This window comes from Halomonas sp. C10-5 (assembly GCF_057169305.1).
Window position 1 is genome coordinate 1,824,860 of sequence record NZ_CP175665.1, and the last position, 25,812, is coordinate 1,850,671.

Annotated in this window: 23 protein-coding genes and 1 pseudogene; 5 read left to right on the forward strand and 19 right to left on the reverse strand. The window is 61.8% G+C overall.

What is annotated here, in order from left to right; genetic code table 11:
• Nucleotides 1-9: 9 nt before the first annotated feature.
• From mscL to ACJ7IV_RS08570, 4 genes are all read right to left on the reverse strand, one after another.
• Nucleotides 10-480 (reverse strand): large conductance mechanosensitive channel protein MscL, encoded by a 471-nt coding sequence (gene mscL, locus ACJ7IV_RS08555; protein WP_483864019.1) that lies wholly within the window; start codon nt 478-480, stop codon nt 10-12.
• A gap of 252 nt (nt 481-732) precedes the next feature.
• Nucleotides 733-1,143: an SRPBCC family protein gene (locus tag ACJ7IV_RS08560; RefSeq protein ID WP_483864020.1), complete on the reverse strand. Its 411-nt coding sequence runs from the start codon at nt 1,141-1,143 to the stop codon at nt 733-735.
• Nucleotides 1,144-1,228: 85 nt separating this feature from the next.
• On the reverse strand, nt 1,229-2,650 hold the full coding sequence (locus tag ACJ7IV_RS08565) for an MBL fold metallo-hydrolase RNA specificity domain-containing protein (RefSeq protein ID WP_483864021.1): 1,422 nt from the start codon (nt 2,648-2,650) through the stop codon (nt 1,229-1,231).
• A 248-nt stretch (nt 2,651-2,898) separates the two neighbouring features.
• On the reverse strand, nt 2,899-3,354 hold the full coding sequence (locus ACJ7IV_RS08570; protein WP_483864022.1) for a phasin family protein: 456 nt from the start codon (nt 3,352-3,354) through the stop codon (nt 2,899-2,901).
• 508 nt (nt 3,355-3,862) lie between these two features.
• On the opposite strand from ACJ7IV_RS08570, the gene pilB reads away from it, so the two are divergent.
• The 3 genes from pilB to ACJ7IV_RS08585 all read left to right on the forward strand — a co-directional run bounded on the left by pilB (nt 3,863) and on the right by ACJ7IV_RS08585 (nt 8,198).
• Nucleotides 3,863-5,632 (forward strand): type IV-A pilus assembly ATPase PilB, encoded by a 1,770-nt coding sequence (gene pilB, locus ACJ7IV_RS08575; protein WP_483864023.1) that lies wholly within the window; start codon nt 3,863-3,865, stop codon nt 5,630-5,632.
• A 239-nt stretch (nt 5,633-5,871) separates the two neighbouring features.
• Nucleotides 5,872-7,107 carry a type II secretion system F family protein gene (locus tag ACJ7IV_RS08580; protein WP_483864024.1) on the forward strand — a complete coding sequence of 412 codons (1,236 nt, stop codon included), beginning with the start codon at nt 5,872-5,874 and terminating at the stop codon, nt 7,105-7,107.
• A gap of 239 nt (nt 7,108-7,346) precedes the next feature.
• Nucleotides 7,347-8,198, forward strand: a complete 852-nt coding sequence (locus ACJ7IV_RS08585) for a prepilin peptidase (protein ID WP_483864025.1) — start codon at nt 7,347-7,349, stop codon at nt 8,196-8,198.
• Nucleotides 8,199-8,247: 49 nt separating this feature from the next.
• On the opposite strand, the gene ACJ7IV_RS08590 is transcribed toward ACJ7IV_RS08585, so the two are convergent.
• A complete protein-coding gene (locus ACJ7IV_RS08590) occupies nt 8,248-8,613 on the reverse strand; it encodes an integrase core domain-containing protein (protein WP_483866567.1) in 366 nt (121 codons plus the stop codon).
• 126 nt (nt 8,614-8,739) lie between these two features.
• Here ACJ7IV_RS08590 and ACJ7IV_RS08595 point away from each other — a divergent pair.
• Both ACJ7IV_RS08595 and ACJ7IV_RS08600 read left to right on the forward strand, forming a co-directional pair.
• A protein-coding gene (locus tag ACJ7IV_RS08595) for an IS3 family transposase (RefSeq protein ID WP_483864026.1) occupies nt 8,740-9,866 on the forward strand; the annotation gives its coding sequence in 2 pieces (ribosomal slippage) (nt 8,740-9,013 and nt 9,013-9,866; 1,128 coding nt in all).
• A 798-nt stretch (nt 9,867-10,664) separates the two neighbouring features.
• Nucleotides 10,665-12,539, forward strand: coding sequence for a Wzy polymerase domain-containing protein (locus ACJ7IV_RS08600; RefSeq protein ID WP_483864027.1), 1,875 nt, complete (start codon nt 10,665-10,667; stop codon nt 12,537-12,539).
• Here the strand turns inward: ACJ7IV_RS08600 and ACJ7IV_RS08605 are convergent.
• From ACJ7IV_RS08605 to wbjC, 14 genes and pseudogenes are all read right to left on the reverse strand, one after another.
• A complete protein-coding gene (locus ACJ7IV_RS08605) occupies nt 12,472-12,951 on the reverse strand; it encodes a pilin (protein WP_483864028.1) in 480 nt (159 codons plus the stop codon). The two genes, ACJ7IV_RS08600 and ACJ7IV_RS08605, sit on opposite strands and share 68 nt — an antisense overlap.
• Nucleotides 12,952-13,437: 486 nt before the next feature.
• Entirely contained in the window at nt 13,438-14,199 is a 762-nt protein-coding gene (locus tag ACJ7IV_RS08610) for an ElyC/SanA/YdcF family protein (RefSeq protein WP_483864029.1), read from the reverse strand.
• Between the two features lie 119 nt (nt 14,200-14,318).
• Nucleotides 14,319-14,561 carry a hypothetical protein gene (locus ACJ7IV_RS08615; RefSeq protein ID WP_483864030.1) on the reverse strand — a complete coding sequence of 81 codons (243 nt, stop codon included), beginning with the start codon at nt 14,559-14,561 and terminating at the stop codon, nt 14,319-14,321.
• 95 nt (nt 14,562-14,656) lie between these two features.
• A complete protein-coding gene (locus ACJ7IV_RS08620; RefSeq protein WP_483864031.1) occupies nt 14,657-15,352 on the reverse strand; it encodes a plasmid pRiA4b ORF-3 family protein in 696 nt (231 codons plus the stop codon).
• A gap of 137 nt (nt 15,353-15,489) precedes the next feature.
• A complete protein-coding gene (locus tag ACJ7IV_RS08625; RefSeq protein ID WP_483864032.1) occupies nt 15,490-16,758 on the reverse strand; it encodes an O-antigen ligase family protein in 1,269 nt (422 codons plus the stop codon).
• A complete protein-coding gene (locus ACJ7IV_RS08630; protein ID WP_483864033.1) occupies nt 16,745-18,142 on the reverse strand; it encodes a phosphohexomutase domain-containing protein in 1,398 nt (465 codons plus the stop codon). The genes ACJ7IV_RS08625 and ACJ7IV_RS08630 overlap by 14 nt, the downstream gene beginning before the upstream one ends.
• Before the next feature lie 55 nt (nt 18,143-18,197).
• A pseudogene (locus tag ACJ7IV_RS08635) lies at nt 18,198-18,311 on the reverse strand (hypothetical protein); the annotation flags it as partial.
• 266 nt (nt 18,312-18,577) lie between these two features.
• Entirely contained in the window at nt 18,578-19,591 is a 1,014-nt protein-coding gene (gene galE / locus ACJ7IV_RS08640; RefSeq protein WP_483864034.1) for a UDP-glucose 4-epimerase GalE, read from the reverse strand.
• Entirely contained in the window at nt 19,588-20,793 is a 1,206-nt protein-coding gene (locus ACJ7IV_RS08645; protein WP_483864035.1) for a DegT/DnrJ/EryC1/StrS family aminotransferase, read from the reverse strand. Before ACJ7IV_RS08645 ends, galE begins: the two co-directional genes overlap by 4 nt.
• Entirely contained in the window at nt 20,794-21,417 is a 624-nt protein-coding gene (locus ACJ7IV_RS08650) for a sugar transferase (RefSeq protein ID WP_483864036.1), read from the reverse strand.
• Nucleotides 21,401-22,261 carry a sulfotransferase family protein gene (locus tag ACJ7IV_RS08655; protein ID WP_483864037.1) on the reverse strand — a complete coding sequence of 287 codons (861 nt, stop codon included), beginning with the start codon at nt 22,259-22,261 and terminating at the stop codon, nt 21,401-21,403. Before ACJ7IV_RS08655 ends, ACJ7IV_RS08650 begins: the two co-directional genes overlap by 17 nt.
• The gene (locus ACJ7IV_RS08660) at nt 22,258-23,457 is read right to left on the reverse strand and encodes a glycosyltransferase family 4 protein (protein ID WP_483864038.1); all 1,200 of its coding nucleotides are present in this window, start codon (nt 23,455-23,457) and stop codon (nt 22,258-22,260) included. The genes ACJ7IV_RS08655 and ACJ7IV_RS08660 overlap by 4 nt, the downstream gene beginning before the upstream one ends.
• Nucleotides 23,458-23,509: 52 nt before the next feature.
• Complete coding sequence (gene wecB / locus ACJ7IV_RS08665; protein ID WP_483864039.1) at nt 23,510-24,658, reverse strand: non-hydrolyzing UDP-N-acetylglucosamine 2-epimerase; 1,149 nt, start codon at nt 24,656-24,658, stop codon at nt 23,510-23,512.
• A gap of 35 nt (nt 24,659-24,693) precedes the next feature.
• Nucleotides 24,694-25,812, reverse strand: coding sequence for a UDP-2-acetamido-2,6-beta-L-arabino-hexul-4-ose reductase (gene wbjC / locus ACJ7IV_RS08670; RefSeq protein WP_483864040.1), 1,119 nt, complete (start codon nt 25,810-25,812; stop codon nt 24,694-24,696).

The following is a 25,812-nucleotide window of genomic DNA, read 5'->3' on the forward strand; positions in this document are numbered from 1 at the left end:
TCAACTGGTTCAGCCCATCTTCGTGGGAACTGGGTCGACAGGCTCACCCGGGCTCTCATCGCCCCGCTCGACCAGGCTGTCGCGAATCTGGCGCAGCAGCAGGATATCCTCCGGCGGCGCCGCCGGTTCGGTCGGCGCCGCGGCCTCCTGGCGACGCAGGCGGTTGATCCCCTTCACCAGCAGGAACACTGAAAACGCCACGATCAGGAAGCTGATCACGTTATTGACGAACAGCCCGATATTCAGGGTAACCGCACCGTCGGCGGCGGCATCAACCGGAGTGGCATAGGGCCCCTCACCCTTCAGCACCAGGAAGATATTGGAAAAGTCGACCCCGCCCATCAGCAGACCGATCGGCGGCATCAGCACGTCATTCACCAGGCTGGTAACGATGGTGCCGAAGGCGCCGCCGATGATGATGCCCACCGCCATGTCGACCACGTTGCCGCGAACGGCAAATTCCTTGAACTCCTTGAACATCTCTCGCCCTCCCTGTGGATGCGGCCATCCCACCGCTCCTGCGACGGTGCCGACAAGCCAGGCCGGTTCAGTATAGTTTGAAAGATGCCGTCGACGGCGCTGATTTATCTTCTGGAGTCAGCCCCAGAGTTCGACTTAGCCCTTTGAAGCTGATCGCCCTTGGGGTCTGACCCCGTTGCTGCGTGTTGCGCCAACACTCTGGAATGGTTGAACAATCAACTACATGGGGGTCAGACCCCAAGGTCTAACCTGTCACAATCTCTCGGCCACCCTTGCCAGGATCTGCCGGCTTACCCGGCCGACCAGCGGCGTGGCGGCCTTGTTCACCGCCTTCTCTAGCAGCTTGTTACGCAGCTTGTAGGTCAGGGTCAAGTTGACCTCGGTGCCACCCTCCACCGCTCGCAACCGGTAGCGCCCCTGGTTTTCCACCCCGTCCAGCGATGCCCAGGCCAGCACTTCCGGCGCGCGACGCTCGGTAATCTCCACGTCGAAGTGCCAGTCGCGCCCCACCGCATGCACATGCCAGCGGTAGCGCTCATCGCCCAGCGCCTCGATGCTGTGGATCAGGTCGGAGTAGTCGGCGAAGTCCTCCACCCGCTCCAGCAGCGCGAAGACCCGCCCCGGCGGCGCCGCGAGAATGGCGGAGTGTTCGATGGTGGCCATGGCGTGCTCCCTGCAACGGTGATCGAGGTCAACGGCAGAGTATCGCAGCTTGCAGGCACCTTGGGAAAACCGCGGAGAGAGTCGATCAGCCCTCGCCAAGATCCACCCCCAGCGTTACCGTCATCTCATGCCCTTTCTGGGCCGCCCAGGCCATAAGCGCCTCACGCAGCGCCTGCTGGGCGTGGCGCTCGCCGTGCACCAGGCGGATATGCAGTGGCGGGCGGCGAATGCGGCGCACGAAGTTCAGAAGGTCCCGGGCATCGGCGTGGGCGGAATAGCCCGAGACCGTCTCCACCCGGGCGCGGATATCGATGCGCTCACCGTCCAATTCTACCCAGCCGCCCCGGGGCCCGTAGCGCTGGATATCGCGCCCCAGCGTACCGGCGCCCTGGTAGCCGGTAAACAGCACGCAGTGGCGCGGATCGCCCAGCATGCGCTTGAGGTAGTTGACCACCCGCCCGCCGCTGACCATGCCACTGGCCGCGATCACCACCGCCGGGCGATGGCTCTCGGCCAGATAGGCCACCGTACGCTCGTGCTCCTGGTGCGAGCTAACGATATAAAGATTCTCGAAGCTCAAAGGATGCCGCCCGGCGCGCAATCGGACATGGGCCTCGGCATCCCACCACGGCTTGAGCTCGCGATACACCTCGGTGAAGCGCGCCGCCAGGGGCGAATCGACGATGATCTCGAGCCCCCGCCAGCGCGGGCTATCCGCCTGGTGGATCAGCATCTCCATCTCGTAGAGCAGCTCCTGGGTGCGGCCGATGCTGAACGCCGGGATCACCACCGTGCCGCCGTTCTCCAGCGCCCGGTCGATGGCCGCCTTAAGCCGCCCACGGCGCTGGCGGCGATCCTCGTGGCGCCGGTCGCCGTAGGTGCTCTCCAGCACCAGGCTGTCGCATCCCCACGGGGCCTGGGGTACCGAGAGCAGCGGCGCATAGGGCGCGCCCAGGTCGCCGGAGAAGATGGTGCGCTGGCTGCGACCACTCTGCCGCTCGAGCACGTCCACCTCCACATAGCAGGAGCCGAGGATATGCCCCGCCCGGCGCAGCGTGACCCGCACCCGGTGGCGCTCGTCATCCACCAGGGTGTGCCACTCCCGGTAGCGCAGCGGTACCAGGCGCCCCTCCACCTCGGCCAGGAAGCGTTCAATCAGCGCTCGATCTCGGGTAAAGCCGATCTTCAGCGCATCCTCGATCACCAGCGGCAACAGCCTGCTTGATAGCACCGAGCAGAGTATCGGCCCGCGATATCCCGCCGCCAGCAGGTAGGGCAGCCGGCCGATATGGTCGATATGCACATGGATCACCACCAGCGCCAGCTCGTCATCGACCGAGAAGCGCACCTGGAGCTGCTCGAAGCCATCGACGTGGTCGGCATCCTGGCCCTGAAACAGCCCGCAGTCGACCAGCAACGCGAGGTCATCACTGATCTGCAGGCGAGGGCAGCTACCGGTGACGCCACTGGCGCCGCCGTGGTGTTCAATATAGGGGTAGTCGGGCATTGCGCTGGCCTCCTTGCCGGGGGAATCGCCTTTAGTGTAGGCGACAGGCAGGGGGCAAGCGGCCAAGGGGTCAAGGGGTCAAGGGGTCAAGGGGTCAAGGGGTCAAGGGGTCAAGGGGTCAAGGGGTCAAGGGGTCAAGGGGTCAAGGGGTCAAGCAACAAGGCTGGAACAGCAACAAGCCGCCGACCATGGATCGGCGGCTTGTTGGGGTCTTCCAGCTCTGTCAGCCCGCGATGCGGGCCGGAGACTTACGCCTGAGCGGCAGTCTTGGCCTTGGTAGCCGGAGCGGCTTCCTTGGCGGCCTTGCTGGTAGCGGTGGCGGCAGACTCGGTGACCTGCTTGGCGGATTCCTGGGCCTGCTTGACGCTGCCTTCGGCCAGCTTCTGGCTCTCCTGCACGAACTCCTGCTGCAGGGCCACGACCTTCTCGGCATCCCCTTTGAGGCGCTCGCTCAGTTCCTGGGCTACCTGCTGCTGGCCTTCCAGGTAACTCTTCAGGCCTTCGGCGTCGTTCACCTGCACCAGGTTACGCAGCTGCGTCAGACTGGTGTCGGTGTAGGCCTTGGTTGCCTCGAGCTGGGCGTTGACCAGCTTCTCGGTGTAATCGACCGAAAGAGCGGCGAAGGCGCGGGCCGGGGCCAAGAAAAGCGAGTCGAACTGGGCGGTGTCGAACTGCTTGGTGTCGAATGCGAATGCGTTGATCATATCGAGATACTCCGGTTCTGGCTGATGGGAACGGGATCTCTCATTCAAGGCCCCGCTCTGCTGCAATGCACAATAGCACCACTTAGTGCTGCGTTGCAACATCAACGACAGGGGTTGTGCGTGGCAAGCAGGAGCGTAAACGCCAACGGCCGGCATCTCTGCAGGTCGCTGGCGCGTTCATGCCTGAAGGCCAGGTGCGGAAATGGGAGTCTGTCCCGGACTAGCCTTACGGTGCGGGGTCAATTGCAATCAATAATTCTGTTACTGCAGTATTGCAATCGCCGCCAGAATCCCGATGATCGCGCCACCACGATCAACAGCAAAACATACCCTGCCCCAACTCAACGAGTTGAGGCAGGGTCCTCCACAGAGTTGAAATCCCGTCGGTGTCGGCGCGCCGCCGGCTGGGCGTGAGAGAGGTTGGAGGCTAGAATGGGGCATATCGTAAAGCCAGCATGGCATTTGCCATCCGGGGGCTGATGGCCCCGCCCCAACAGCGCGAGACACCATGAACGATTACCGCAGCCCACCCCAAGCCCCGCTCAAGAGTACCCAGCCTGATACCAGCGGGCTGCGCGGCCTGGCGCGGCGGCTCGTGGCGGATGGGCGGTTCTCACACGCGGCCGCGGTGCGCGCTGAGGAGGAGGCCCGTGAGAGCGAGGTCTCGCTGCTGGAGCATGTGATCGATACTGGGCTGGTCTCGGCCCGCCAGGCCACGCTGACAGCGGCCTGGGAATATGGTCTGCCGATCATGGATCTGGATGCCATCCGCGCTGAGACGCTGCCCAAAGCAGAGCGCTTTCCCGAGAAGATCCTGCGCAAGCTCAAGGTGCTGCCGCTGATCCAGCACGGTCACCGCCTTACCGTGGCGGTGCCCTACCCCTCAACCCTGGCCCAGCTCGACGAACTGCAGTTCGCTACCGGCCTCACGCCGGAAGGCATCCTGGCCCCGGTGGACCAGTTGGTGCCCGTGCTGGAAGGGTATCTCGCCAACAGCGAGAAGAGCATGCTCGACTCGCTCAAGGGAGTAGACGACGCCATCGGCGAGCTAGGCTACGCCGATGATGACGGCAGCGGCGAGGTGGATATCCATGCCGACGCACAGTCAGCCCGTGAAGATGCGCCGATCATCAAATTCGTCAACAAGATCCTGCTCGACGCCATCAACCGTGGCGCCTCGGATATCCACTTCGAACCCTACGAGACCAGCTACCGGGTGCGCTTTCGCATCGACGGCATGCTCCACGACGTTGCCCATCCGCCCTTCGCCATGCGCACTCGAATCGCCGCACGCCTCAAGGTGATGTCGCGGCTGGATATCTCCGAGCGCCGTCTGCCGCAGGATGGCGCCATCAAGCTGCGGCTCTCCAAGTCACGCTCCATCGACTTTCGCGTCAACTCGCTGCCCACGGTGTACGGCGAGAAGGTGGTGCTGCGTATCCTCGACCCCACCTCGGCGCAGATCGGCATCGAGCAGCTCGGCTTCACCCCCGAGCAGAAGGCGATGTACGAGACGGTGCTTGACCAGCCCCAGGGCATGATCCTGGTCACCGGCCCCACCGGCAGCGGCAAGACGGTGACGCTCTACACCGGCATCAATATCTTGAACGAGGTGGAACGCAACATCTGCACCGCCGAAGACCCGGTGGAGATCAAGGTGCCCGGGGTCAACCAGGTCAACGTGCTGCCAAAGATCGGGCTCGACTTCGCCAGCGCCCTGCGCGCCTTCCTGCGCCAAGACCCGGACGTGGTGATGGTCGGCGAGATTCGCGACCTGGAGACCGCCGAGATCGCCGTCAAGGCCTCCCAGACCGGCCACCTGGTGCTCTCCACCGTGCACACCAACTCGGCGGCGGAGACGCTGACGCGCCTAGCCAACATGGGCCTGGCGCCATTCAATATCGCCAGCTCCGTGAGCCTGATCATCGCCCAGCGCCTGGCCCGGCGGCTGTGCAAGCACTGCAAGCAGCCCGCGGACATCCCCCACGAAGTGCTGGAGGAGCAGGGCTTCACGCCTGAGGAGATCGCCGGTGCCACCATCTTCGAACCGGTGGGCTGCAAGCACTGCACAAAGGGCTTCAAGGGCCGCGTGGGCATCTACGAGGTGGTGCCGATCAGCAACGCCATGAGCCAGCTGATCATGCGCAACGGCAACTCCATGGATTTTGACACCCAGGCCCGCGAGGAAGGCCACCCGGACCTGCGCCGCAGCGCCCTGCTCAAGGCGATGCAGGGCGTGACCAGCCTGGCGGAGGTGTTCAGGGTGACGAAGGATTAAAAGCTGGAAGAATGCCCTGCACGGCAAAATTGTAGGAGGGAGGCTCCGCCTCGCGACTGGCGCCGCCAGGCGCCTTGGGGGGAGTTGCCAAACATAGGTGGGTTTACCGGGAGGCCTGCGGCCTCTGATCGCGATGCAAAGCATCCCTCCTACCAGACAGCAGCCCTTCAAGCCTTCTCCTTGAAGCTTGCGCCTTGTAACTTGTAGCTAAGAAGAACTCAGGGAACAGGGAACACACCATGGCCACGGCACGCAAACTCAGGGCTCACCAGAAGACCAAGCTCTACCGCTGGAACTGGACCGGCAAGGGACCCGGCGGGCGCAAGGTGGGTGGAGAATTGATCGCCGCCCAGAAACAGGAGGTCGAGCGAATCCTCGGCGGCCAGAACATCATCGTCAAGAACGTGCGCCGCAAGGGCGGGATCGGCGGTGGCATGGGCAAGATCAAGCCCCGCGACATCATGTTGTTCGCCCGCCAGATGGCCACCATGATCCGCGCCGGCGTGCCTATCCTGCAGGCCTTCCAGGTGGTGGCGGAGAGCATGAAGAAGCCTGCCATGAGCGCCCTGGTGCAGGAGCTGATGAACGATGTTGGCGCCGGTGCCAGCTTCTCCGAGGCGATGCAGCGCCACCCGCAGCACTTCGACAAGCTGTTCTGCAACCTGGTGGCGGCTGGCGAACAGTCCGGCTCGCTGGATCGCATGCTCGAGCGCGTGGCTACCTACAAGGAGAAGGTGGAATCGCTCAAGTCCCGGGTGAAGAAGGCGCTATGGTACCCCGCCGCTGTCATCGCGGTAGGCATCGGCGTCACCGCCCTGCTGCTGATCAAGGTGGTGCCGCAGTTCGAGAGCCTGTTCCACGGCTTTGGCGCCGAACTGCCGGCCATGACCCGCATGACCATCTCAATGTCGGAGTTCGCCCAGGCCTACTGGTGGTGGTTCATCGTCGGCGTGGCGGCCTTTATCTTCTTTATCCGCACCGGGGTGAAGAAATCCGAGAGCTTTGCCTACCGCATGCACGCCTGGTCGCTGAAGATCCCGGTGATCGGCCAGATCCTCGACAAGTCTGCCGTGGCACGCTATTCGCGCACCCTAGCCACCACTTTTGGCGCCGGCGTGCCGCTGGTGGAGGCGCTGGACACCGCCGCCGGCGCCACTGGCAACAAGGTCTATGAGCGCGCCGTGGGCCAGATCCGCGAGGACGTCGCCACCGGCCAGCAGCTCGCCTTCGCTATGCGCATGACCGAGCAGTTTCCGCCGTTGGCGGTGCAGATGGTCGGCATCGGCGAGGAAGCCGGTTCGCTGGACGCCATGCTCAACCGCGTCGCCGACTACTACGAGGAGGAGGTCGACAACATGGTCGACACCCTCACCTCACTGCTCGAACCCTTTATCATCGTGGTTCTCGGCGTACTGGTCGGCGGCCTGGTGATTTCGATGTATCTGCCGATCTTCGAGCTCGGCTCTGTCATCTAACAAAGCCGACCAAGCGGCTATCGAATTGTAGAAGGGAGCGGTCCGGCGTTCCGGCTCCGCCTCGCGACTGGCGCCGTCAGGCGCCCCGGCCGTTCCACCGAACCTCCTTTTGGGGTCAGACCCCAGCGGAGGGACCACCGCCAGAATCGTGCACCCTGACAACACCTGACGTCCTGGCCGGGGTCTGACCCCAAAAGGGGCGGCAGGCACCTAACCCCTTGCTTCCTTGAGGCCCTGTTTTGCTAGACCTCCCCACCTCCCTGCTCTTCCCCCTGGCGGCCTTCGTGGGCCTCTGCCTGGGCAGCTTCCTCAACGTGGTCATCGCCCGCCTGCCGGTAATGCTAATGCGCGGCTGGCGAGCCGAAGCTCGCGAAGCCCTGGAACTGCCCGAGGAACATAACGAGCCGTTCAACCTGCTTACCCCACGCTCCATGTGCCCGAGCTGCGAGCACCCCATCGCCTGGCACGACAATATTCCGGTCATGGGCTGGCTAAAGTGCCGCGGACGCTGTGCCAACTGCCAGGCGCGTATTAGCCCCCAGTACCCGCTGGTGGAGCTGGCCGGCGGTGCCCTGGCGCTCGCCGTGGTGGTACTCTTCGGCGCCACCTGGCAGGGTGTGTTTATCCTCGGCGCCTGTCTGGCGCTGCTAGCCATGGCGGTGATCGACCTGCGCACCCAACTGCTGCCGGACAACCTCACCCTGCCGCTGCTGTGGGCCGGCCTGCTCTACCAGCTGCTGTTCCAGCCGCTGATGCTGTCCAGTGCCGTAATCGGCGCCATGGCCGGGTATCTGGTGCTGTGGAGCTTCTACTGGGCCTTCAAGCTGATCACCGGTAAGGAGGGCATGGGCTATGGCGACTTCAAACTGCTCGCCGCCCTAGGCGCCTGGATGGGCTGGCAGTACCTGCCCCTGCTGCTGATCCTCTCCGCCGGCGTCGGCGCCGTACTCGGAATCCTTATCCAGCTGGCCGTGCCGCGCTTGCGAGGCGCCCCCATGCCTTTCGGCCCCTATTTGTCGCTTGCCGGCTGGATTACCCTGTTGTCGGGAGAACCGCTGATGGCGCTGTATGGGCGGCTTTTCGTACTGTAGAACGTCGGAGTCTGTCAACATAGTTGGCACATGAAATGGTTCTGGCTCTTTAAAACCCTGCTGCCTGTGGCACCGGGTCCCTCTCGGGATTCAGGTGCACTACCTCTGGCAGGCTGAGTTTCCGGATGTCACCCGACCAGCGCTCCGGGTGACGTTGCTTCGCCGCCTCGAAGACCTCCCGGCGCTGCGCCAGGATGCCTTTGGCCTCGCCATTATGGCGCTGGCTCGGCGTGACGTAGCGAAGGGCGCTGTGCCGGTGCTGGTGGTTGTACCACTCGGTGAATTGCTGAACCCACTCCTGGGCCTTGGTCAGGGTCGCGAAACCGTCGGCGGGGAAGCTTGGCCGGTACTTCTGCGTCTTGAAGGCCGAAAGCCGCACTAGAGTATAGGTGTCGGGTCCCGTGTGATTGACCACCCTTTTGGTAAATAACTCAGGACGAATGGACCTCTCCTTCATCGCTGCAATCGGTGACTGTGAAGTGGTCCCCGAAATTCGGACCAGGCGCTAAGCTCTGATCAGACCGACCAGGAGACCCTGATCATGAGCAAGAAACGTCGGCAGTACAGCAACGAGTTCAAGGCCAAGGTGGCCTTGGCTGCGCTGAAGGGCGACGAGACCACCTCGGCGCTGGCAGCTCGCTTCGAGCTACATCCCTCCATGGTGAGCCAGTGGAAGCGTGAACTGCTGGACAACGCCGCTGACATCTTCAAGGGCAGCAGCGGCAAGGCCGCCCAGAAGAGCCAGGAGGAGATCGATACTCTGTACCGTGAGATCGGTAAGTTGACGGTAGAACGAGATTTTTTATCTCGCAGGCTCGATCGTTGAGCCGGGCCCAGCGCCTGGCCATGATCGAGCCGCCATCTTCCGCTACCCCGAGTCTGAGACGGCAGTGTCAGCTGCTGGGCATCAGCCGTTCCTCACTGTACTACCAGCAGCGCGAATGGCTGGCCGAGAATCTGGTGCTGATGCGCCTGATCGATGAGCAGCACCTGCTGACGCCGGTCTACGGATCCCGCCGGATGACCGTCCACCTCAACCGGCTGGGGCACCGGGTCAACCGCAAGCGGGTGCGCCGTTTGATGCGTCAGATGGGTCTCCAGGCCGTCTACCCGCGGCCACGGACCAGCCTGCCGGGCAAGGGCCACCGGATCTACCCCTACCGGCTGCGCGGCCTGACGATCGACCGGCCGAACCAGGTGTGGGCGACCGACATCAGCTACATTCCGCTGGCACGCGGGTTCATGTACCTGATGGTGGTGATGGACTGGTATAGCCGCCGTGCCCTGTCGTGGCGGGTCTCCAGCACTCTGGACACGGACTTCTGTGTGGATGCGCTGGAGGAAGCACTGGCCCGTCACGGAGCGCCCGAGATCTTCAAGGGGTGCCAGTTCACCAGCCAGGCCTTCAGCGGTGTCCTGGAAGCTCACAGCGTCACCATCAGCATGGACGGCAAGGGCTGCTACCGAGACAACATTTTCGTGAAGCGGCTCTGGCGCAGCGTGAAGTACGAGTGTGTCTACCTGAGGGCCTTCAAGGACGGGGCCCACCTGAAGCAGGAACTGGGCCGTTACTTCGCCTGGTACAACCAGGAGCGGCCCCATCAGGGATTGGACGATGCAACACCGGATGAGGCGTACTTCCCACAACCAGTGAAACAGGCGGCCTGACGCCGATGATGATCCGATCCGAGCTTAGATGACCTGTCAGGTGGTCCGAAGGATGGGGTCCACTTCACTGATGGTGCAGCGCCGTTGCCTGCTAGTGTTGAGCGTATCCAGGGTATCGATAATACACCTCTTATCGGTCGAATCTTTTAAAATCAACCGCTTACGAGAACGCCAGCTGCACTTTTGCAGCACCTGCTGCACAAATTCACCCCTTTGCGCGAAAGCGGATTTCCTGCACTTTTGCAGATCCGCCCCAGATGGTCCCCCTTCCCACATCTGCACTTTTTCACCCTCTGGCGCACAAATGCAGCCATATTAGCAAAACCCGATTCTCTGCACTTTTGCAGATCCGACGACTCAATTACCCGACTGACGCTCCACGGGCATCTGCACTTTTTCACCGGCCGACGCACAATTGCACCCACTTCAGCAAAACCCGAATTCCAGCACTTTTGCTGCGCCTGCTGAAAAAGTGCAGCCCATCGACCACCACTCGGTCTGCACTTTTTCAACACCGGACCACCGACGACCACGTTACGATCTGAATTTGTGCAGCCTGTGGAGGCACATATCACATAGATAAATCTCATCAGGATTGGCTATCTGATAGCCAACCCTACTAACGACTCAGCCATCTCTTCAGCGGCACAAAACTCCATCCATGTGCGATGCACCATCATCCGATGACACATTGGCTCACCTCCAGATTCGGTCGGCATGTTGCGCTCGACCCCGGCAACCCGGAGACTAGCGGTTACAAATTGCTACAGCCCCAAGGCTCTATAGGTCTGGAACATCATGACAGCCAACACCATGCCAGCTGCCCAGGACACCAACGCGTCCCACACTGGGCCAGAGGACGACGACCAAGCCCCCAACCCGCGCCTGAGAAAGGCGTTCATCGTCACCGCCTTCGTCACTTTCACCGTGCTGCTGCACGTCACCTTCCCCAACCTGGGCGGCACCGGGCTGCGCATGCCCCACAACGCCGCGGTATGGATGGGCTTCGGGGTGATGATGGCCATCGCCATGTGGCCGGCGAGCCGCGGGGTGATCCGCTTCAGCGCCTTCCACAAGGGCCTAGGCCTGTTACTGCTGGCGCTATGGCTGCCCTTCCTGTGGAGCTGGAACGAGGCCTCGTTGATCGCCCTGCCCCGTATGCTCACCGTCACCGCCGGCGCCATCCTGCTGCTGGGTATCGCCCAACTGCAGTTCACCCGCCGCGATTGGTGGTGGATCGGCATGGCGATCTTCTCGGGGGTGCTGCTGGAGACCGCCTTCGGCTACGTGCAGCACTTCGTGCTGCAGCCAGGCAACTGGCTTGGCTACCCCGTCGAGAGCGGGCGCCCCTATGGCGTCTTCCAGCAGGTCAACGTAATGGCAAGCTTCCTGGCCACGGGGTTGGTGATCTCCGCCTGGCTGTTCGCCGAGGCGCGCAGCAACGTAGAGCGCGGTATCACCTTGCTGGCGCCGCTATTCATTCCGTTTCTGCTGCTTACTATCGCCTCGCGCAGCGGTTTCCTAGGCACCCTGATCGCCGTGCCGCTGGTGATGGGTTACCTGTGGCATCAGGATCGCGCTCGCTTCAGGCAATGGGGCACCGCCCTGATCGCCGGCATCGTGATCGCCGCAGCGCTGTTCCTGCTGACCACGGAAGGTGGCGGTGCGGTGGCACGCAAGCTGGAACAAGGTGGTGGCGAACGGATTCCGGTGTACCTGCATAGCCTGAAGATGATCCTGGAGGAACCCCTCACCGGATGGGGTTATGGCCGTTTCCAATTCGAATTCCTGCACAGTTTCGCCGACTGGCGTGCCGCCCTGCTGCAGAACCAACCGGAGATCGTCGATCCGATCATCACTCAGACGTATGCCCATCCGCATAACGAGCTGCTCTACTGGGGCATCGAAGGCGGGTTGTTGCCACTGCTTTCGCTGGTCACCTTCGGCGGCTGGGTGCTTTGGAAGCTAGTCGCGAAAGAGCAGAAGGGAGACAGGTTGGTACTGGCCGCCCTGCTGCTGCCGCTGCTGATTCACAGCATGCTGGAACTGCCCTTCTATCATAGCCAGGTACACTGGCTGGTGTTTGTGTTGCTTTTGGGGATGGCGGCAGGGAAATGCTGGCAAGAAAAAAACAAGAAAAACCTGTACACATCTGGAATTCGCGCCAGTGGAATAGCCGTACCATTAATAGTAATATTGTTTATGGCAAGTCATAACTTTACTCTTTGGAAAGTAAAAAACCATATTGAATCAGGGCAAAATAAAATTTATGGGTTTTCCATCATAGACAACCCATTTGGAACCCCTATGATGCTTGACTTAATATTAATGAGCCAACATCTACGCTCGTCACTAGACATCAAAGATAAAGATTCAATTTCGTTATTTATAAAATGGGCAAATAAAAACAAAAAAATTATGCCATCCCCTGAGCTTTACGGAAATATAATTATTGCAGAAAGTCGTCTCTACCAAAATCAATCAACCACAGGCAAGGAAGCTAATAGGCTTTTCCCGAAAAATAAAAAAATAAAGGCCGCACACGAAGCCACAAGAAAAGGCTGGGCATTGCCCAGCCAAAAATTACACGACCAGAGCGGAAAGCTTACTTACGACAAGAAGTGGGCAAATATTTATCTTCCAATGAGCCAACAGAACAAGGCCAGCCAGTGATAGCTGCATTACTAGCATCAAGGGTAGCAAACAAGTTAAAGGTGTCTGAAGTTATTGCACTAGCAACTCCAGACCCTTTCATAGTCACTTGTATAACACCAACAGCCGAAGAGCCGGACCCACTAGTCGAAGTTGCAAGCGATTGCACATATTTTCCAGCAGGGTCTGTGGCTGTTCCATAACCAATGGTAGTTGGCCAGCTACCCGTAGACAAAAAAGTTTCAGACATGTCGACTTTCAACCCTGAAGCCAAGGATAAGCCTTCGGTAACTTGAGACCTTGCAACATAGTCCTGATATCTGGGAATAGCAATCGCAGCAAGTATACCAACGATCGCTACCACAATCATCAGTTCAATCAGGGTAAAACCACCCTGACCGCGCTTCGCTTTCACTAATTCGTTTGTCTTCATCGTCTTTCCCCTTCTCCTGTCCGTCCGGCCCATGGGCCCTTCGGGTTGTCGTGGGCGGCCAGCCACCCGATTAACACCAGCGATGCCGTCACGTTCAGCACCTGAGGTTACATTAAGTTACGATCCACCACCTTGCAAGGCTCAGCTTAGCTTTTGTGGGGTATTCATCATGTCTTGGATCGGAGTGGGGCGGCAAAGCGTTGTTATATGGGGGGAAATCGGAGCGTTGGCTTGTTAGCTAGGCACATCGTTTGATGGCAGTTTTTGACGTGACCCACCCACTGTCGCAATGCATACGCGGGGTTGCAGCTCGCCGAAGGCATTCCATGGCTCGTAATCTCTGCGCGCTACCTACTGGAAAGCGACACCACGATGCTACTCTGTACCGATAAGCGGGCCTTATCGCCAATACGCCGCAGCCCCCGTCCTAGAGCCTCTCGTGGCCGATGGCGCCGTTACCGGCGCTTAGATCTCGACACGCTCGTTTCAATGTTCCCAGCTGACAGCCAGGCGTCCCAGGGCTTCATAGACCGCCCGTTCGGTCTTGCGAAGCTCGGTGGCAGAGGGCACCCACTCCTGAAGCTGCCCCCGGCGCTGATGGCGCGCCAGGTAGTGGGTCGGCGCCGGCACCGGCAGCAACCCGGCCTGCTGGAAGTGGTGGATGGCACGCGGCATATGTGAGGCCGAGGTGACCACCACCACCTGGCTGCCCTCCCCCAGGGCATTACGCACGGCTTGCGCCTCCAGGCCAGTGTCGGTCGGGGTGTCGAGCACCATCAGCCGGTCCTCCGGGACACCGAGTTCAGCTCCCGCGTCGGCATAGCCCTGAGCGACCGGAGCGATGTCGGGGTCACGGCTGGCACCCGAGACGATCAACGGCAGCTCAGGTCGCTGTCGCCAGAGTCGGATGCCTTCCATCAGCCGCATGGCCGAGCTGTCACTCAAACGGCCCACCGCCGAGCGCGGCGAGTCGGGCTCCCAGCCCCCGCCCAGCACCACCACGGCCGCTAATACGTCATCGTCGGGCAAGGTGTCCAGTGCCGCATAGCGTGATTCCAGGGGGGCAAGCAAGCGATCCGCCACCGGCGGCCAGCTGGCCAGGAACAGAACGCCCAGCCCTAGGCCCATCAGCGCGACACCCCACCGCCGTTGCCAGCGGAACAGGAGAAGCCCCAGGAGACCCAGCCCCAGACTCACCGGCAGCGGCATCATCAGGTTCGCTACCAGGACCTTCAACAGGTCGTACATCAACACGCTCCTTGGTGGCCAGCTCATCGCCTTCGGGCTATCGACGAGCTACCTGACACGGGAGCTCCTCCCATGCCCGGTCACCCAGCCGTACCTTCCCGATCAGGTCGTTCTGCCTGTCAGTCCAGAAAGGCGGTGATGCCGTCGTCGTCGAGCGCCTCGTGTACCGCATCCAATGCAGCCTGATCCGTGGCGAAGCGGTCGTCCCACACATGGGACGTGCCAGTCTCGTTGACCACTTCCAGCACCCAGCTGGCCTCCTCCTCCAGCCGGTAAATATCAATCTGCAGGATATGACTATCGCGGGTGATGGTCTGGCTCAAGGAACTCTGTATGAGTTGGGGTTCGGGTTCGGTGCTCATAAGGGTCTCTCGGGGGTAGGTGGACGCGTTGCGCCGATCAGCATGATAAGGGGAAGGACGGCTGGCAAGGCTCCCTGAGTGTCAGGGGCATTCATTCACTTGCGATTCTGGTCGATCTCGCCTTGCAGGGCCTGCATCAGCTCCTCGATGCTATGGATGCCCTGGGCCTTGAGGAACTGCTCCATGTCCAGGGGCTGGCCCTGCGTCGGGCGCGGCTGTGCAGATCCGCTGCCCAAGCGCCGAAAGCTCGCCTGGAAGGGCTCGAGCATGAAGGCGATCTCGTCCTCATCCAGCGCCTCGGGATCGAATTGGCCACCGATCGCCTCCAGCAACTCCTGACCATAGGCATCCTTCTCACCGGCTGCCGCCGCCTTCAGGGCCGCATAGCCTCCTGTGCCACCGATATCTTCCGGCGGACAGGCCATGTCACCGTCGATCAGCCGAGGGCAGGGGTCACTCTCCTCCAGCCCTGTTGCCTCAACCACAATGCGGTGCTCCCAGCCATCGCCGAAATCATAGAGGTAGTGGAAGATGCCACCCTTGGCACGGGCCGCCAGTGACTTCAGCTTGGCATTGCGTGCCTGTGCGATGGGGCGATCGCTCCACTCGTCCGGCTCGCCGTAATAACGGTCGTTGCACTCGAATTCGTAGAGGTGGCAGTCTCCCCAGCCCAACACGTCCTGGATGAGCTCGTGAAGACGATGCAGGTTTATCTGCTCGGGCACCACCATACGGCGCCAGACCAACGGATCGGTATCAAGCAGTTCGATTCGCAGGCGAATATCGGGCACAGCGACTCTCCAGCATTCAATGTCATGCCATGGTAACGCGGGAGTTCCACGGGTGTAGAGTGGCCCACTCCCAACTGGACGGTACACTGATGCCAACCGGCTCCATTGGCGATCGCGCGCAAAACCTGAACTGGCCATCACCGTGCGTACCTTGGCTGATTCGGCGGCATCAACACCACCGCCCAGGCCAGGTAGCCGGCGAGGGCCTGGGGGTAGGCGAAGAAGGCGTAGCTGAGCCCGAAGTCGAAGAACATGACCGGGAGCAGCAGTCCCGCCATGGCCAGGCTGCGGCGTGATGCCGGGAGCCCAGGCCAGGCACGCAGCACCGCCCAGAGCGGGGTCAGGTAAAGCCCCATAACGATCAGCAATCCGGGCAGGCCGCGTTTCACCCAGGCCTCCAGCAGGTCATTGTGGGCGTGCCAGTGGCGGGCCACCGTGGGAATCAGCGCGCCCTGCTCCACCCGCTCGCGCATGCCTTCCCGATAGCCTGCCAGGCCGTGTCCCAGCAGCGGGCGCTCGGCGATTAACGCCAGGCTGCCCTTATAGATCTCTACACGGGTGCCGATCGAGCCACGGGCCTCCCCCGCCAGGGTGTCCTGCACTTCTGAAACGGCAGCCGCGACCCGGCTCTGCACGCCGGTCTGGGGCAGCAGCACAGGCACAGCAAGGAGACCCAGTGCGAGCATGCCCGCCACCCAGCGACGGCACACAGACCAATGACACCACCACAGGCGATAGAGGAGCCAGGCAACCACCGGCAAGGAGAGCCAGCCGCCACGGCTGCCGGAGAGAAGCGACGCCAGCACACTGCCCAGGGCACCGGCCACCAACCAGGCGAGCCAGCACCGGCGATGTGGCTGCGTTGCGGCCCAGACCAACCCCACCAGGCAGCACAGCCCCGCCAGTAGCGACAGGTTTCCGTAGAGAATCGCATGCAGGGGCGCATGGCCAACGGCCCGAGACATCCCCTGTATCCCATGTTGCCAGAGCGCCCAGCCGCCGGTGCCCAGCCCGGTGAGCCCGATGCCCCACCACCAGGCGGCCTGGCACGGCACCACGAGCGGGCGAACCCAGCTGGCCACGCTGGCCATCAGCAGCACGGCCACGAAGGGCAGCGCGTCGCTCTCTTCGACCTGCAGCAGGGCAGTGCCCCACCAGAGCAGTGCCATACCGGCCAGCAGCAGCGGCAACCGCCAAGGCAGTGGCGATGAGGCAACCACGGCACGGAGCGCCAACGCCAGCCCCAGAAGGAAGAGCATGCCCAGTGCCCAGGTACCGCCATCAGGGAGCAGCAACGGCATCAACGCCACCAGCGGCAGGCTGGCAGCGGTCAGCCACATCAAATAGCGGGACTGGGAGGCGACGGCCTTTCGGTCAGTCTGGAAGTTGCTCTCAGCGGGCAGCACTCTCGCTCCCCGCCCCGGCTACTCGCCGCAGCGCCGACTGGGCATCGTCTATTAACGCCTGAAGGTGCTCCGTGTCGCGGAAGCTATCGGCGTAGAGCTTGTAGAGGGGTTCTGTACCGCTGGGGCGCAGGGCGATCCAGCCATTGTCGGTGGTGAGCTTGATGCCACCGATTGGGGCCAGGTTGCCGTGGGCGGCGTTGAGGCGCTGGTGGAGCGGGTCGCCGCCAAGGGTCTCGAGGTCGAGGGCGGTGGCGTCGAGAGTCTTCAGCGCCTGCTGCTGCTCGCGGCTGCAGGGGGTGTCTACCCGGCGGTAATGGGGTTCGCCGTGGCGGGCGACCAGCTCAGCGTAGCGCTCGCTGGGGCGCTGGCCGGTCACCCCCATCAGCTCCGCGGCGAGCAGGCAGAGCAGGATGCCATCCTTGTCCGTAGACCAGGGCCGGCCATCCATGGTGAGAAAGCTCGCCCCGGCGCTCTCCTCGCCGCCGAAGGCTAGCTCGCCGCGATGCAGCCCTTCCACGAACCACTTGAACCCCACCGGCACCTCGAAGAGGGTGCAGCCGTGGCTGGCCACCACCCGGTCGATCATCGAGGAGGAGACCAGGGTCTTGCCCACCTTGAGCGAGCGCTCCCAGGCCGGGCGGTGGGTCAGCAGGTAGTCGATGGCCACCGCCAGGTAGTGGTTCGGGTTCATCAGCCCCGCCGCATCGACGGTGCCATGGCGAGCGGCGTCCGGGTCATTGCCGAAGGCCAGATCGAAGTCGGTCTTGCGGGATAGAAGCCCCGCCATGGCCGCTGCGCTGGAACAGTCCATGCGGATCCTGCCGTCGTGGTCCGGCGGCATGAAGGCGAAGCTCGGGTCCAGCGCGGTATTCACCACCTCGAGGTTGAGGCCCCAGCGCTCGGCGATGGCCTGCCACACCGGCAGCGTAGTGCCGCCCATGGGGTCCGCGACCAGGCGCAAGCCCGAGCGGGCGATGGCGTCCATGTCGATGGCCTCCCCCAGGGCCTCGACGTACTCGCCCAGCATGTCCTGGGGTACGGCCAGGGCCCGGGCCTCGTCCGGCGTCGCGCAGGCAATCGTCGCCGTCCCCGCAGCCAGCAGGCGGTTGGCCTCGCCCTCGATCCAGCCGGTGGTCCGGGTATCCGCCGGGCCGCCGTGGGGCGGGTTATACTTGATACCGGCATCTTCCGGCGGATTGTGTGAGGGGGTCATGATCAGCCCATCGGTCAGGGCCGCCTCGCGGCCGCGGTTATGGCACAGGATGGCGTGGCTGACCAGGGGCGTGGCGGTCAGCGCCGTATCGCGCTCGATGCGCACCTCCACCCCGTTGGCCACCAGCACGCCCAGGGCCGTCTCCCAGGCCGGGCGGGGCGCAGAGCGCATGGCTGTCCTGGCCCTGGAACAGCGGCCCGTCGATGCCCTCCCGGCGGCGGTAGGTAACCACCGCCTGGGTGATCGCCAGCAGATGGTCGCAGTTGAAGGAGCCCGCAGTGGCGCGGCCCCGATGGCCGGAGGTGCCGAAGCTGACCGCCTGTGGGGCGATGCCTGTCAGGCTTCTTAGAACGTGGGATCAGGCGGCTTCGTGATCCAGGCTAGCGGTAAAGTCGAGCTTGCGGTGGGCGTGAAAGGCGCTGATCTCGGCGTCCACGATGGGCGATCAGCGGTCGTTAAGCATCGCCACCTTCTCGGGAACGATATCCAGTGCCAGGACCCGGTTGTTCTGGGCCAGATCGTGGCGTTGGAGAGGCCAACGTAGCCGGTGCCGACAATGGCGACTTTCATCTTGATTCCTTTGTTTCGTTACCAGAGCAACGCAGACTATCGATAGCCATTCGGGTTCTGCCGTTGCCAGCGCCAGATATCACCCATCATCTCCGCCAAACCGCGTCTAGCCTTCCAGCCCAGCTCCCGCTCGGCAAGGGTCGCATCTGCCCAGCAGGCGGCCACGTCGCCCGGGCGGCGCGGTTCGATGCGGTAGGGCACCGCACGCCTCGAGGCCTGCTCGAAGGCCTTCACCACCTCGAGTACGGAGTATCCCTGGCCGGTGCCCAGGTTCCAGGTATGCACACCATCGCGTTCAGCCAGAGCATTCAGGGCGCAGAGGTGCCCTTCGGCCAGGTCCATCACATGGATGTAGTCGCGAACGCCGGTGCCGTCGGATGTGGGGTAGTCGCTGCCATAGACCGTCAGGCGCTCGCGGCGCCCCACGGCCACCTGGGCCACATAAGGAAGCAGGTTGTTGGGTATGCCCTGGGGGTCTTCACCAATCAGCCCGCTCGAATGGGCACCGACGGGGTTGAAGTAGCGCAGCAGCGCAATGGACCAGGCGTTGTCTGACACGGCCAGATCGCGCAGCACCTCCTCCAACATCAGCTTGGAGCGCCCGTAGGGATTGGTGGGCTGCCCGGTGGGGAGGCCTTCATGCAGCGGCATGGGGTGGCTATCGCCATACACCGTGGCAGACGAGCTGAAGACCAACCGCGTGACGCCGGCGGCCTGCATGGCCTGGCAGAGCACCAGGGTGCCTGCGACGTTGTTCTCGTAGTAGGAGAGTGGCTGCTGAACGCTCTCTCCTACCGCCTTGAGCCCAGCGAAGTGAATCACTGCACTGACCAAATGCTCGCGGAACAGCCGATCCAGCAGAGCGCGGTCGCGGATATCCCCCTCGACAAAGAACAGAGAGCGTCCGGTCAATCGCCCCACCCGGCGCAGCGACTCACGGGAGGCGTTGCAGAGGTTATCCAGCACCACCACCTCATGCCCCGCCTCCAGCAGGGCCAGCACCGTATGGGAGCCGATATAGCCGGCGCCGCCGGTAACCAAAACCGTCATGAATCGTCCTTGTTCTCACTGGCCAACTCCATCACCTCCCGCAGCACCCGGCAGGTCTTGTCGATCTCCGCCTCGGTCAGCGTGGGGTGACAGAGAAACATCAGACTGGTCTCCCCCAGCTCTCGAGCTACCGTTAGCGGCTCTTCAGGCCGCCATCCAGTGCCATCAAACGCCTTCTCCAGGTACACCTCCGAGCAGGAGCCAGAGAAAGACGGCACGCCACGGCTGATGATCGCGCTCTGGATGCGGTCACGATCCCACCCTTCGGCCAGCTTTTCCGGCTCCACGAACACATAGCACTTATAGGCGGCATGCTCGATATGCGCAGGAATCTCCGGCACCCTCAGGCCATGGCACTCAGCAGCCGTCTGCCAAATGCGCCGGGCATTGGCCTGACGCGCCGCCTTCCACTCCGGCATACGCGCAAGCTGAATGCGCCCGATGGCGGACTGCATCTCAGTCAACCGCCAGTTGGTGCCGAAGCTCTCGTGCAGCCAGCGAAATCCCGGAGGGTGCTCGCGCTCGTAGACCGCCTCCCAGCCCTTGCCGTGGTCCTTGTAGGCCCACATGCGCCGCCACAGCGCCTCGTCGTTGGTGGTGACCATGCCTCCCTCCCCACCGGTAGTCATGATCTTGTCCTGGCAGAACGACCAGCAGCCCACGTAGCCGATGCTGCCCACGCTGCAGCCGCGATAGCGGGCACCGTGGGCTTGGGCGCAGTCCTCGATCACAGTTAGGCCGTGCTGCTCGGCCAGCGTCATCAGGGCATCCATCTCACAGGGCCAACCGGCCAGATGCACTGCGAGAATAGCCCGAGTGCGCGGCGTGATCTTCACCGCCACCGTCTCGGCGGTAATGTTCTGGGAATCGCGGTCCACATCGGCAAACACCGGTACCGCCCCGGCGGTGACTATGCTGGAGGCCGAAGCCAGGAAGGTGCGCGAGGTGACGATCACCTCATCACGCCCCCTACCTTCCCCTTCGCCGATGCCCAGCCCCTTCAGCGCCAGGTCCAGCCCCGTGGTGCCGTTGGCAACGGCAATGGCGTATTCACTACCCGCAAAGTCGGCGAACTCGCGCTCAAACTCGCGCCCTTCCTGACCGGTCCAGTAGTTCACCTTGTTGGAGAGCAGCACGCGCTGCACCGCATCGGCTTCTTCTTGAGTAAAAGATGGCCAAGGTGAGAAAGGTCCATTTAGCATTTAATGAAACACCGTATTCATAATGTACCGAATGTCGCGCCGTAGCGACCAGTTACGAATGTACTCAAGGTTAACCTGGACCTTGTCAGGCCAGATCACTTCTTGGTTATAGGTTTCCGGATCGTTCTGGGCTGCCAGCAACTCTTCTTCATTCCGATACTTGAGCGTGGCCGGCCCGGTAATGCCTGGTCGGATCGACAACATGGCCCGTTCCTCGCCTTGCAGTTTATCTGCATAACCAGGAACATCCGGCCGAGGACCAACGAAGCTCATGTCACCCAATAGTACATTCCAAAGCTGTGGCAACTCATCAATCTTGGTGCGACGAAAGAAAGCTCCCAGAGGAGTAATACGGGGATCTCCCGAACGAGTGACCGTAGTTGTCAGTTTGCCATCAGGACGCATTGTCTTGATCTTTACCACAGTGAAAAGACGGCCGCCTTTCCCAACGCGTTTCTGGACAAAAAAACCATTGCTGCGAGTATCGAGGCTAGCTGCGAACCAGGCCAGCAAAATCAGCCAACCACTCAAGATCAGCCCAATGGCAGACAACATCACATCGAAGACCCGCTTCAAGAGAGACTGGCCTAGGCTTAGCCCCGACGATTCAACCACAATAGCCATAGCGCTCCAGTGTCCTTCCGATCAACGCCTCAAGACCCGCGACTTCATCCTCTTCCAATGAGGCTCGCCCTTTACCGATGCTGCGGCTGGAAACTCCCGAAACGGATTCCCGAATGGTCACGTCGCTTACCTGGAGTCCAAGAAATTCGACCAGCCGCCTCAGCTCTCCTTCGGGATCACGTACGAAGTCCTCGTAACGCACACGGATAACCCGTTCATCGGGCATCTTGGCGAAGGCCACCTCGGCGTTCTCGACGCAGCGCTGCCATTGAAGCGCGCACACCTCGTTGAGTGTATGGCGCTCAAGAATCTCAGGCATGCCGTCAAGGGCTGGCCCCCAGAACGCCAGGCGCTGTTCCCGGGAAAACAGCCGATAGGCGCGGCTCCACAGGTAGCGCGTGCCGTAATACGGCAGATCCGTCAGGGGAACGAACCGCACCTTCTCCATCAAGTACGGAATGTCCAGCTTCGCCTGCCATCGCAACTTGGCCGAGCCGGTGGTATCGAGTCCATCGCGGTAGATGTAGATATATCGGGCATCCGGCACGGCGCGATCGGTGAAGGGCACGCGCAGGCTGTTGGCGCAGGTCTTTTCGACCACTGTATGCGCCCCATAACGCTCGGAGACCCACCGGAACTGCTTCTGCATATAGGCTTGTACAGCAGGCGTGGCACGCTCAGCAGGGATCTCGTCGGAGGGATAACGAACATTGCCATGGCGCCAGAGGTAATTAATCTCGTCGCAAGGCCAGGTAGCCACGCCATCAAATTCACAGAGCACGTCGCGCAGCATGTTGGTGCCGCTCCGGGGGGCACCGATGATGATCACGTTATTGGATGTCACTCCCTTTCCACCTCGCTTGATTGCAGCAATTCGACCCACTGCTTGAGTACGACATCCTCGGAAAAGGTGTTTTTTGCCTTTTCTCTGGCCCGAGCGCGCATGTCCGCAGCTTCAGAGCGATCATCCGCCAGTCGAATCAATAATTCTGCCAACACCTGGCTGTCACCGACCGGAACCGTGTGGCCATATCCACCCGCACCCACCTCAGACGCCAGTTCACTCTCGGGCTCCACGGCCACGATCAAGGGGCAGCCCTGCTCCAGATAAGTCATGGTCTTGCTGGGATAGGCATAGCGATAGACGCCGGCCGACAGGCTGACAAACCCTGCATCGGCGCGTTGCATGGCTGCCTTGGCAATCTCCACGGGTTGGTGGCCAAGGAAGCGCACACGGGCCCCGAGCTCATTACTTCTCCGCTGAAGGCGCTGCTTGGCAGCCCCCTCACCCATCAGCACGAACTCGATGTCCTCTCGCTCCTTCAGCAAGCCCATGGCTTCCACCACGGTATCGAGCCCCTGGAAGCGGCCAATATTTCCTGCGAACAATACCCGGAAGGTCTCATCGGACCACTCGAACGGAAGTTCATCAGGCAACGTTTTTTCAGCGGGCAGGCTGAAGTTGTTGAGCACCTCGATGGACAAGCACTCGCCACCCCGTCGCTCTCTTAACGTTTTCTCCATGTCGCGTGACAGGACAACGACGGGATCGGCCCGCCGGCAGTTCCAGTTATCGAGCCTGCCAAGCACGCCGTAGACCAGCGGATGCGCGAACTCGCCCGACACCTTGCCTACTTCGGGGTGAAGATCCATACAGTGATAGATGAAACGTGCCCCGGTCAGCTTTGCGGCCAGTGCAGCGGCAGCTCCGCCCAGAACCGGCGGTGCCGTGGAGATCATGATCACATCGGGCCGGCGCGTGATGGCGCGCAAGATCACGGCACCTCCAAGGCGGATGGCGTTCACCATCCTCGTCAGTGGCCGGCCAGCCTCGCTAGGCAGGGAAAGGCGGGTGACGCTGATGCCATCGACATCATCGCGGCGGGATCGCTTGGCGTTGTCCAGCTCTCCCTTGTAGGAGGGCTGGGAAGACAGCACCTCCACCTGGTGGCCTGCATCACGCCAACTCGCCACGATGCGACGCAACATGGCTGCGTAGGGCGGCGTGTCCGGCCAGTAATAACGGTGTACAGCCAGCACTCTGAGTGGCCTGGTCGATGCCGCGGTATCAGCCGATGCTTGCGTGTAAGTTTCAGTTCCAGTCATAGCGACTGAACTCATCCATGTTCCGCCAGCGGTTAGCCAGCTTGGCTGTGCCGGTGATCAACCGCACCACCCGCTCGGAGGTATTGCGCACCTGGTAGGCCTCGGGCACTTCCCGCTCGTTACCGGAGAACACCTCCCGCGACGCCGTGGCGATGCGTACGCCATCCAGCAGCCCTTCCTTGCCGAGGCCAGTGAGGGCAATGGCACCGGTATCCAGCGCTTCCGGGCGCTCGATGGAGCGGCGCAGCGTTACCGCCGGGAAGCCGAGGATCGATGCCTCTTCGCTGATGGTGCCACTATCGGAGATGGCGCAACAGGCCTGCATCTGCAGCTGGTTGTAGTCGAAGAAGCCGAACGGCTTGAGGAAGCGAATGCCTCCTTCTTGTTCGCCTTCCCCGGCCAGCCCCAGCTTCTCCAGGCGATTGCGGGTCCGCGGGTGGGTCGAGACCACCACCGGGTAGCCATGGTGCTGGTGCAGGGCTTGCATTGCCTCGACCACCTCACGCAGGTTGTCGCGGCTATCCACGTTCTCCTCGCGGTGCACGCTGACGATGAAGTACTTGCCGGCCTCGAGACCCAGGGTCTCCAGAATGGTGGACGCCTGGATCTCCGGCAGCATGTGCTCCAGCACCTCGCGCATGGGCGAGCCGGTAAGATAGATGAAGCGATGCAAGAGCCCTTCGCTGATCAGGTGGCGCCGAGCGTGCTCGGTATAGACCAGGTTGAAGTCGGCCAGGTGGTCGACCAGCTTACGGTTGATCTCCTCCGGCACGTTGGCGTCGAAGCTGCGGTTCCCCGCCTCCATGTGGTAGGTGGGTATCTTCATACGCTTGGCCATCAACGTGGCGATGGCGCTGTTGGTATCGCCCAGCACCAGCACGGCGTCAGGCTTCTCCTCCAGCAGCACCTGCTCCGTCTTGATCAGGATCTCACCCAAGCTGCGGCCCAAGGATGAGGTATTCACGTCGAGGAAGTAGTCCGGACGGCGTACGCCCAGCTCCTCGAAGAAGACGTCATTGAGTTCGTAGTCATAGTTCTGGCCGGTGTGGACGATCTTATGATCGACCACCTGATCCAGCGCTGCCATCACCCGTGAGAGGCGAATGATCTCCGGGCGAGTGCCCAGAATAGTCATGACTTTAAGTTTTTTCATGGCAGTTCCAGATTCGTTCAGGCTTCGGTACCCACCGGGCACGAAAAAGTATCCGGGTTGTCCCGGTCAAAGATTTCATTGGCCCAGAGCATACAAACCAGCTCCTCTTCGCCTACGTTGGTGATGTCGTGGGTCCAGCCCGGAACAGTTTCCACAATCTCCGACTTGGAGCCATGGGTAAACCGCTCGTAGAACTCCCCGGTGAGGATGTGGCGGAAGCGGAAGCAAGCCTTGCCCTTGATCACCAGAAACTTCTCGGTTTTCGAGTGGTGGTAATGGCCGCCACGGGTGATGCCCGGATGGGCGGTGAAAAATGAAAACTGGCCGGCGCTTGGGGTTTTCAGCATTTCCACAAATACACCGCGGTCGTCTCTGTGCTGAGGCACTGTGTATGTGAAGCACTCCGGGGGCAGGTAACTTACGTAGGTGGAATAGAGCGCCCGCACCAGCCCGGTGCCTACCGGCTCGGTAATCAGGTTATCGCGGGTGGCTTTGAAACGGTTCAACTGGCTGGCCAGCTCGCCTACCGTAATCTGGTAAACCGGTTCCACCTCTACAAACGGGCCACTCTGTGGCTCGCCACTCAGCAGGCTGAGAAAGCTCGCGATCACATCGTCCACGTACACCAGGTTGATCACCGCATCCGGGGCATTAATCTGTACCGGTATATCCCGGGCGATGTTGTGACAGAAAGTGGCCACCGCCGAGTTGTAGTGGGGCCGTGCCCATTTTCCGAACACGTTGGCCAAGCGGTAGATGTACATCGGGTTGCCGGTGGCTTCGTGCAGTGCTAGCAGGGCCTCTTCTGCTTCGCGCTTGCTGTTGCCGTAGTCGTTATCCCGCTCGGCCTGAATCGACGAGCTATAGATTACCGGAATGCGCCGGCCTGTGGCATGCACTGCATTACACAATGCCTGGGTCAGCCCGGCATTGCCAGTAATGAACTCGGCCGGGTCTTGCGGTCGGTTGATGCCTGCCAGATGCACAATCCAATCCACGCCGTCCAGCAGGCCGGGCAGGTCATGCTCGGTGTGTTCCCGGGTGAAGGGCACCACCTCAAAACCACCCTTCTCCTGAAGGTGGATTTGCAGGTTCTTGCCGATAAAACCGTTAGCGCCGGTTACTAGTACTTTCAT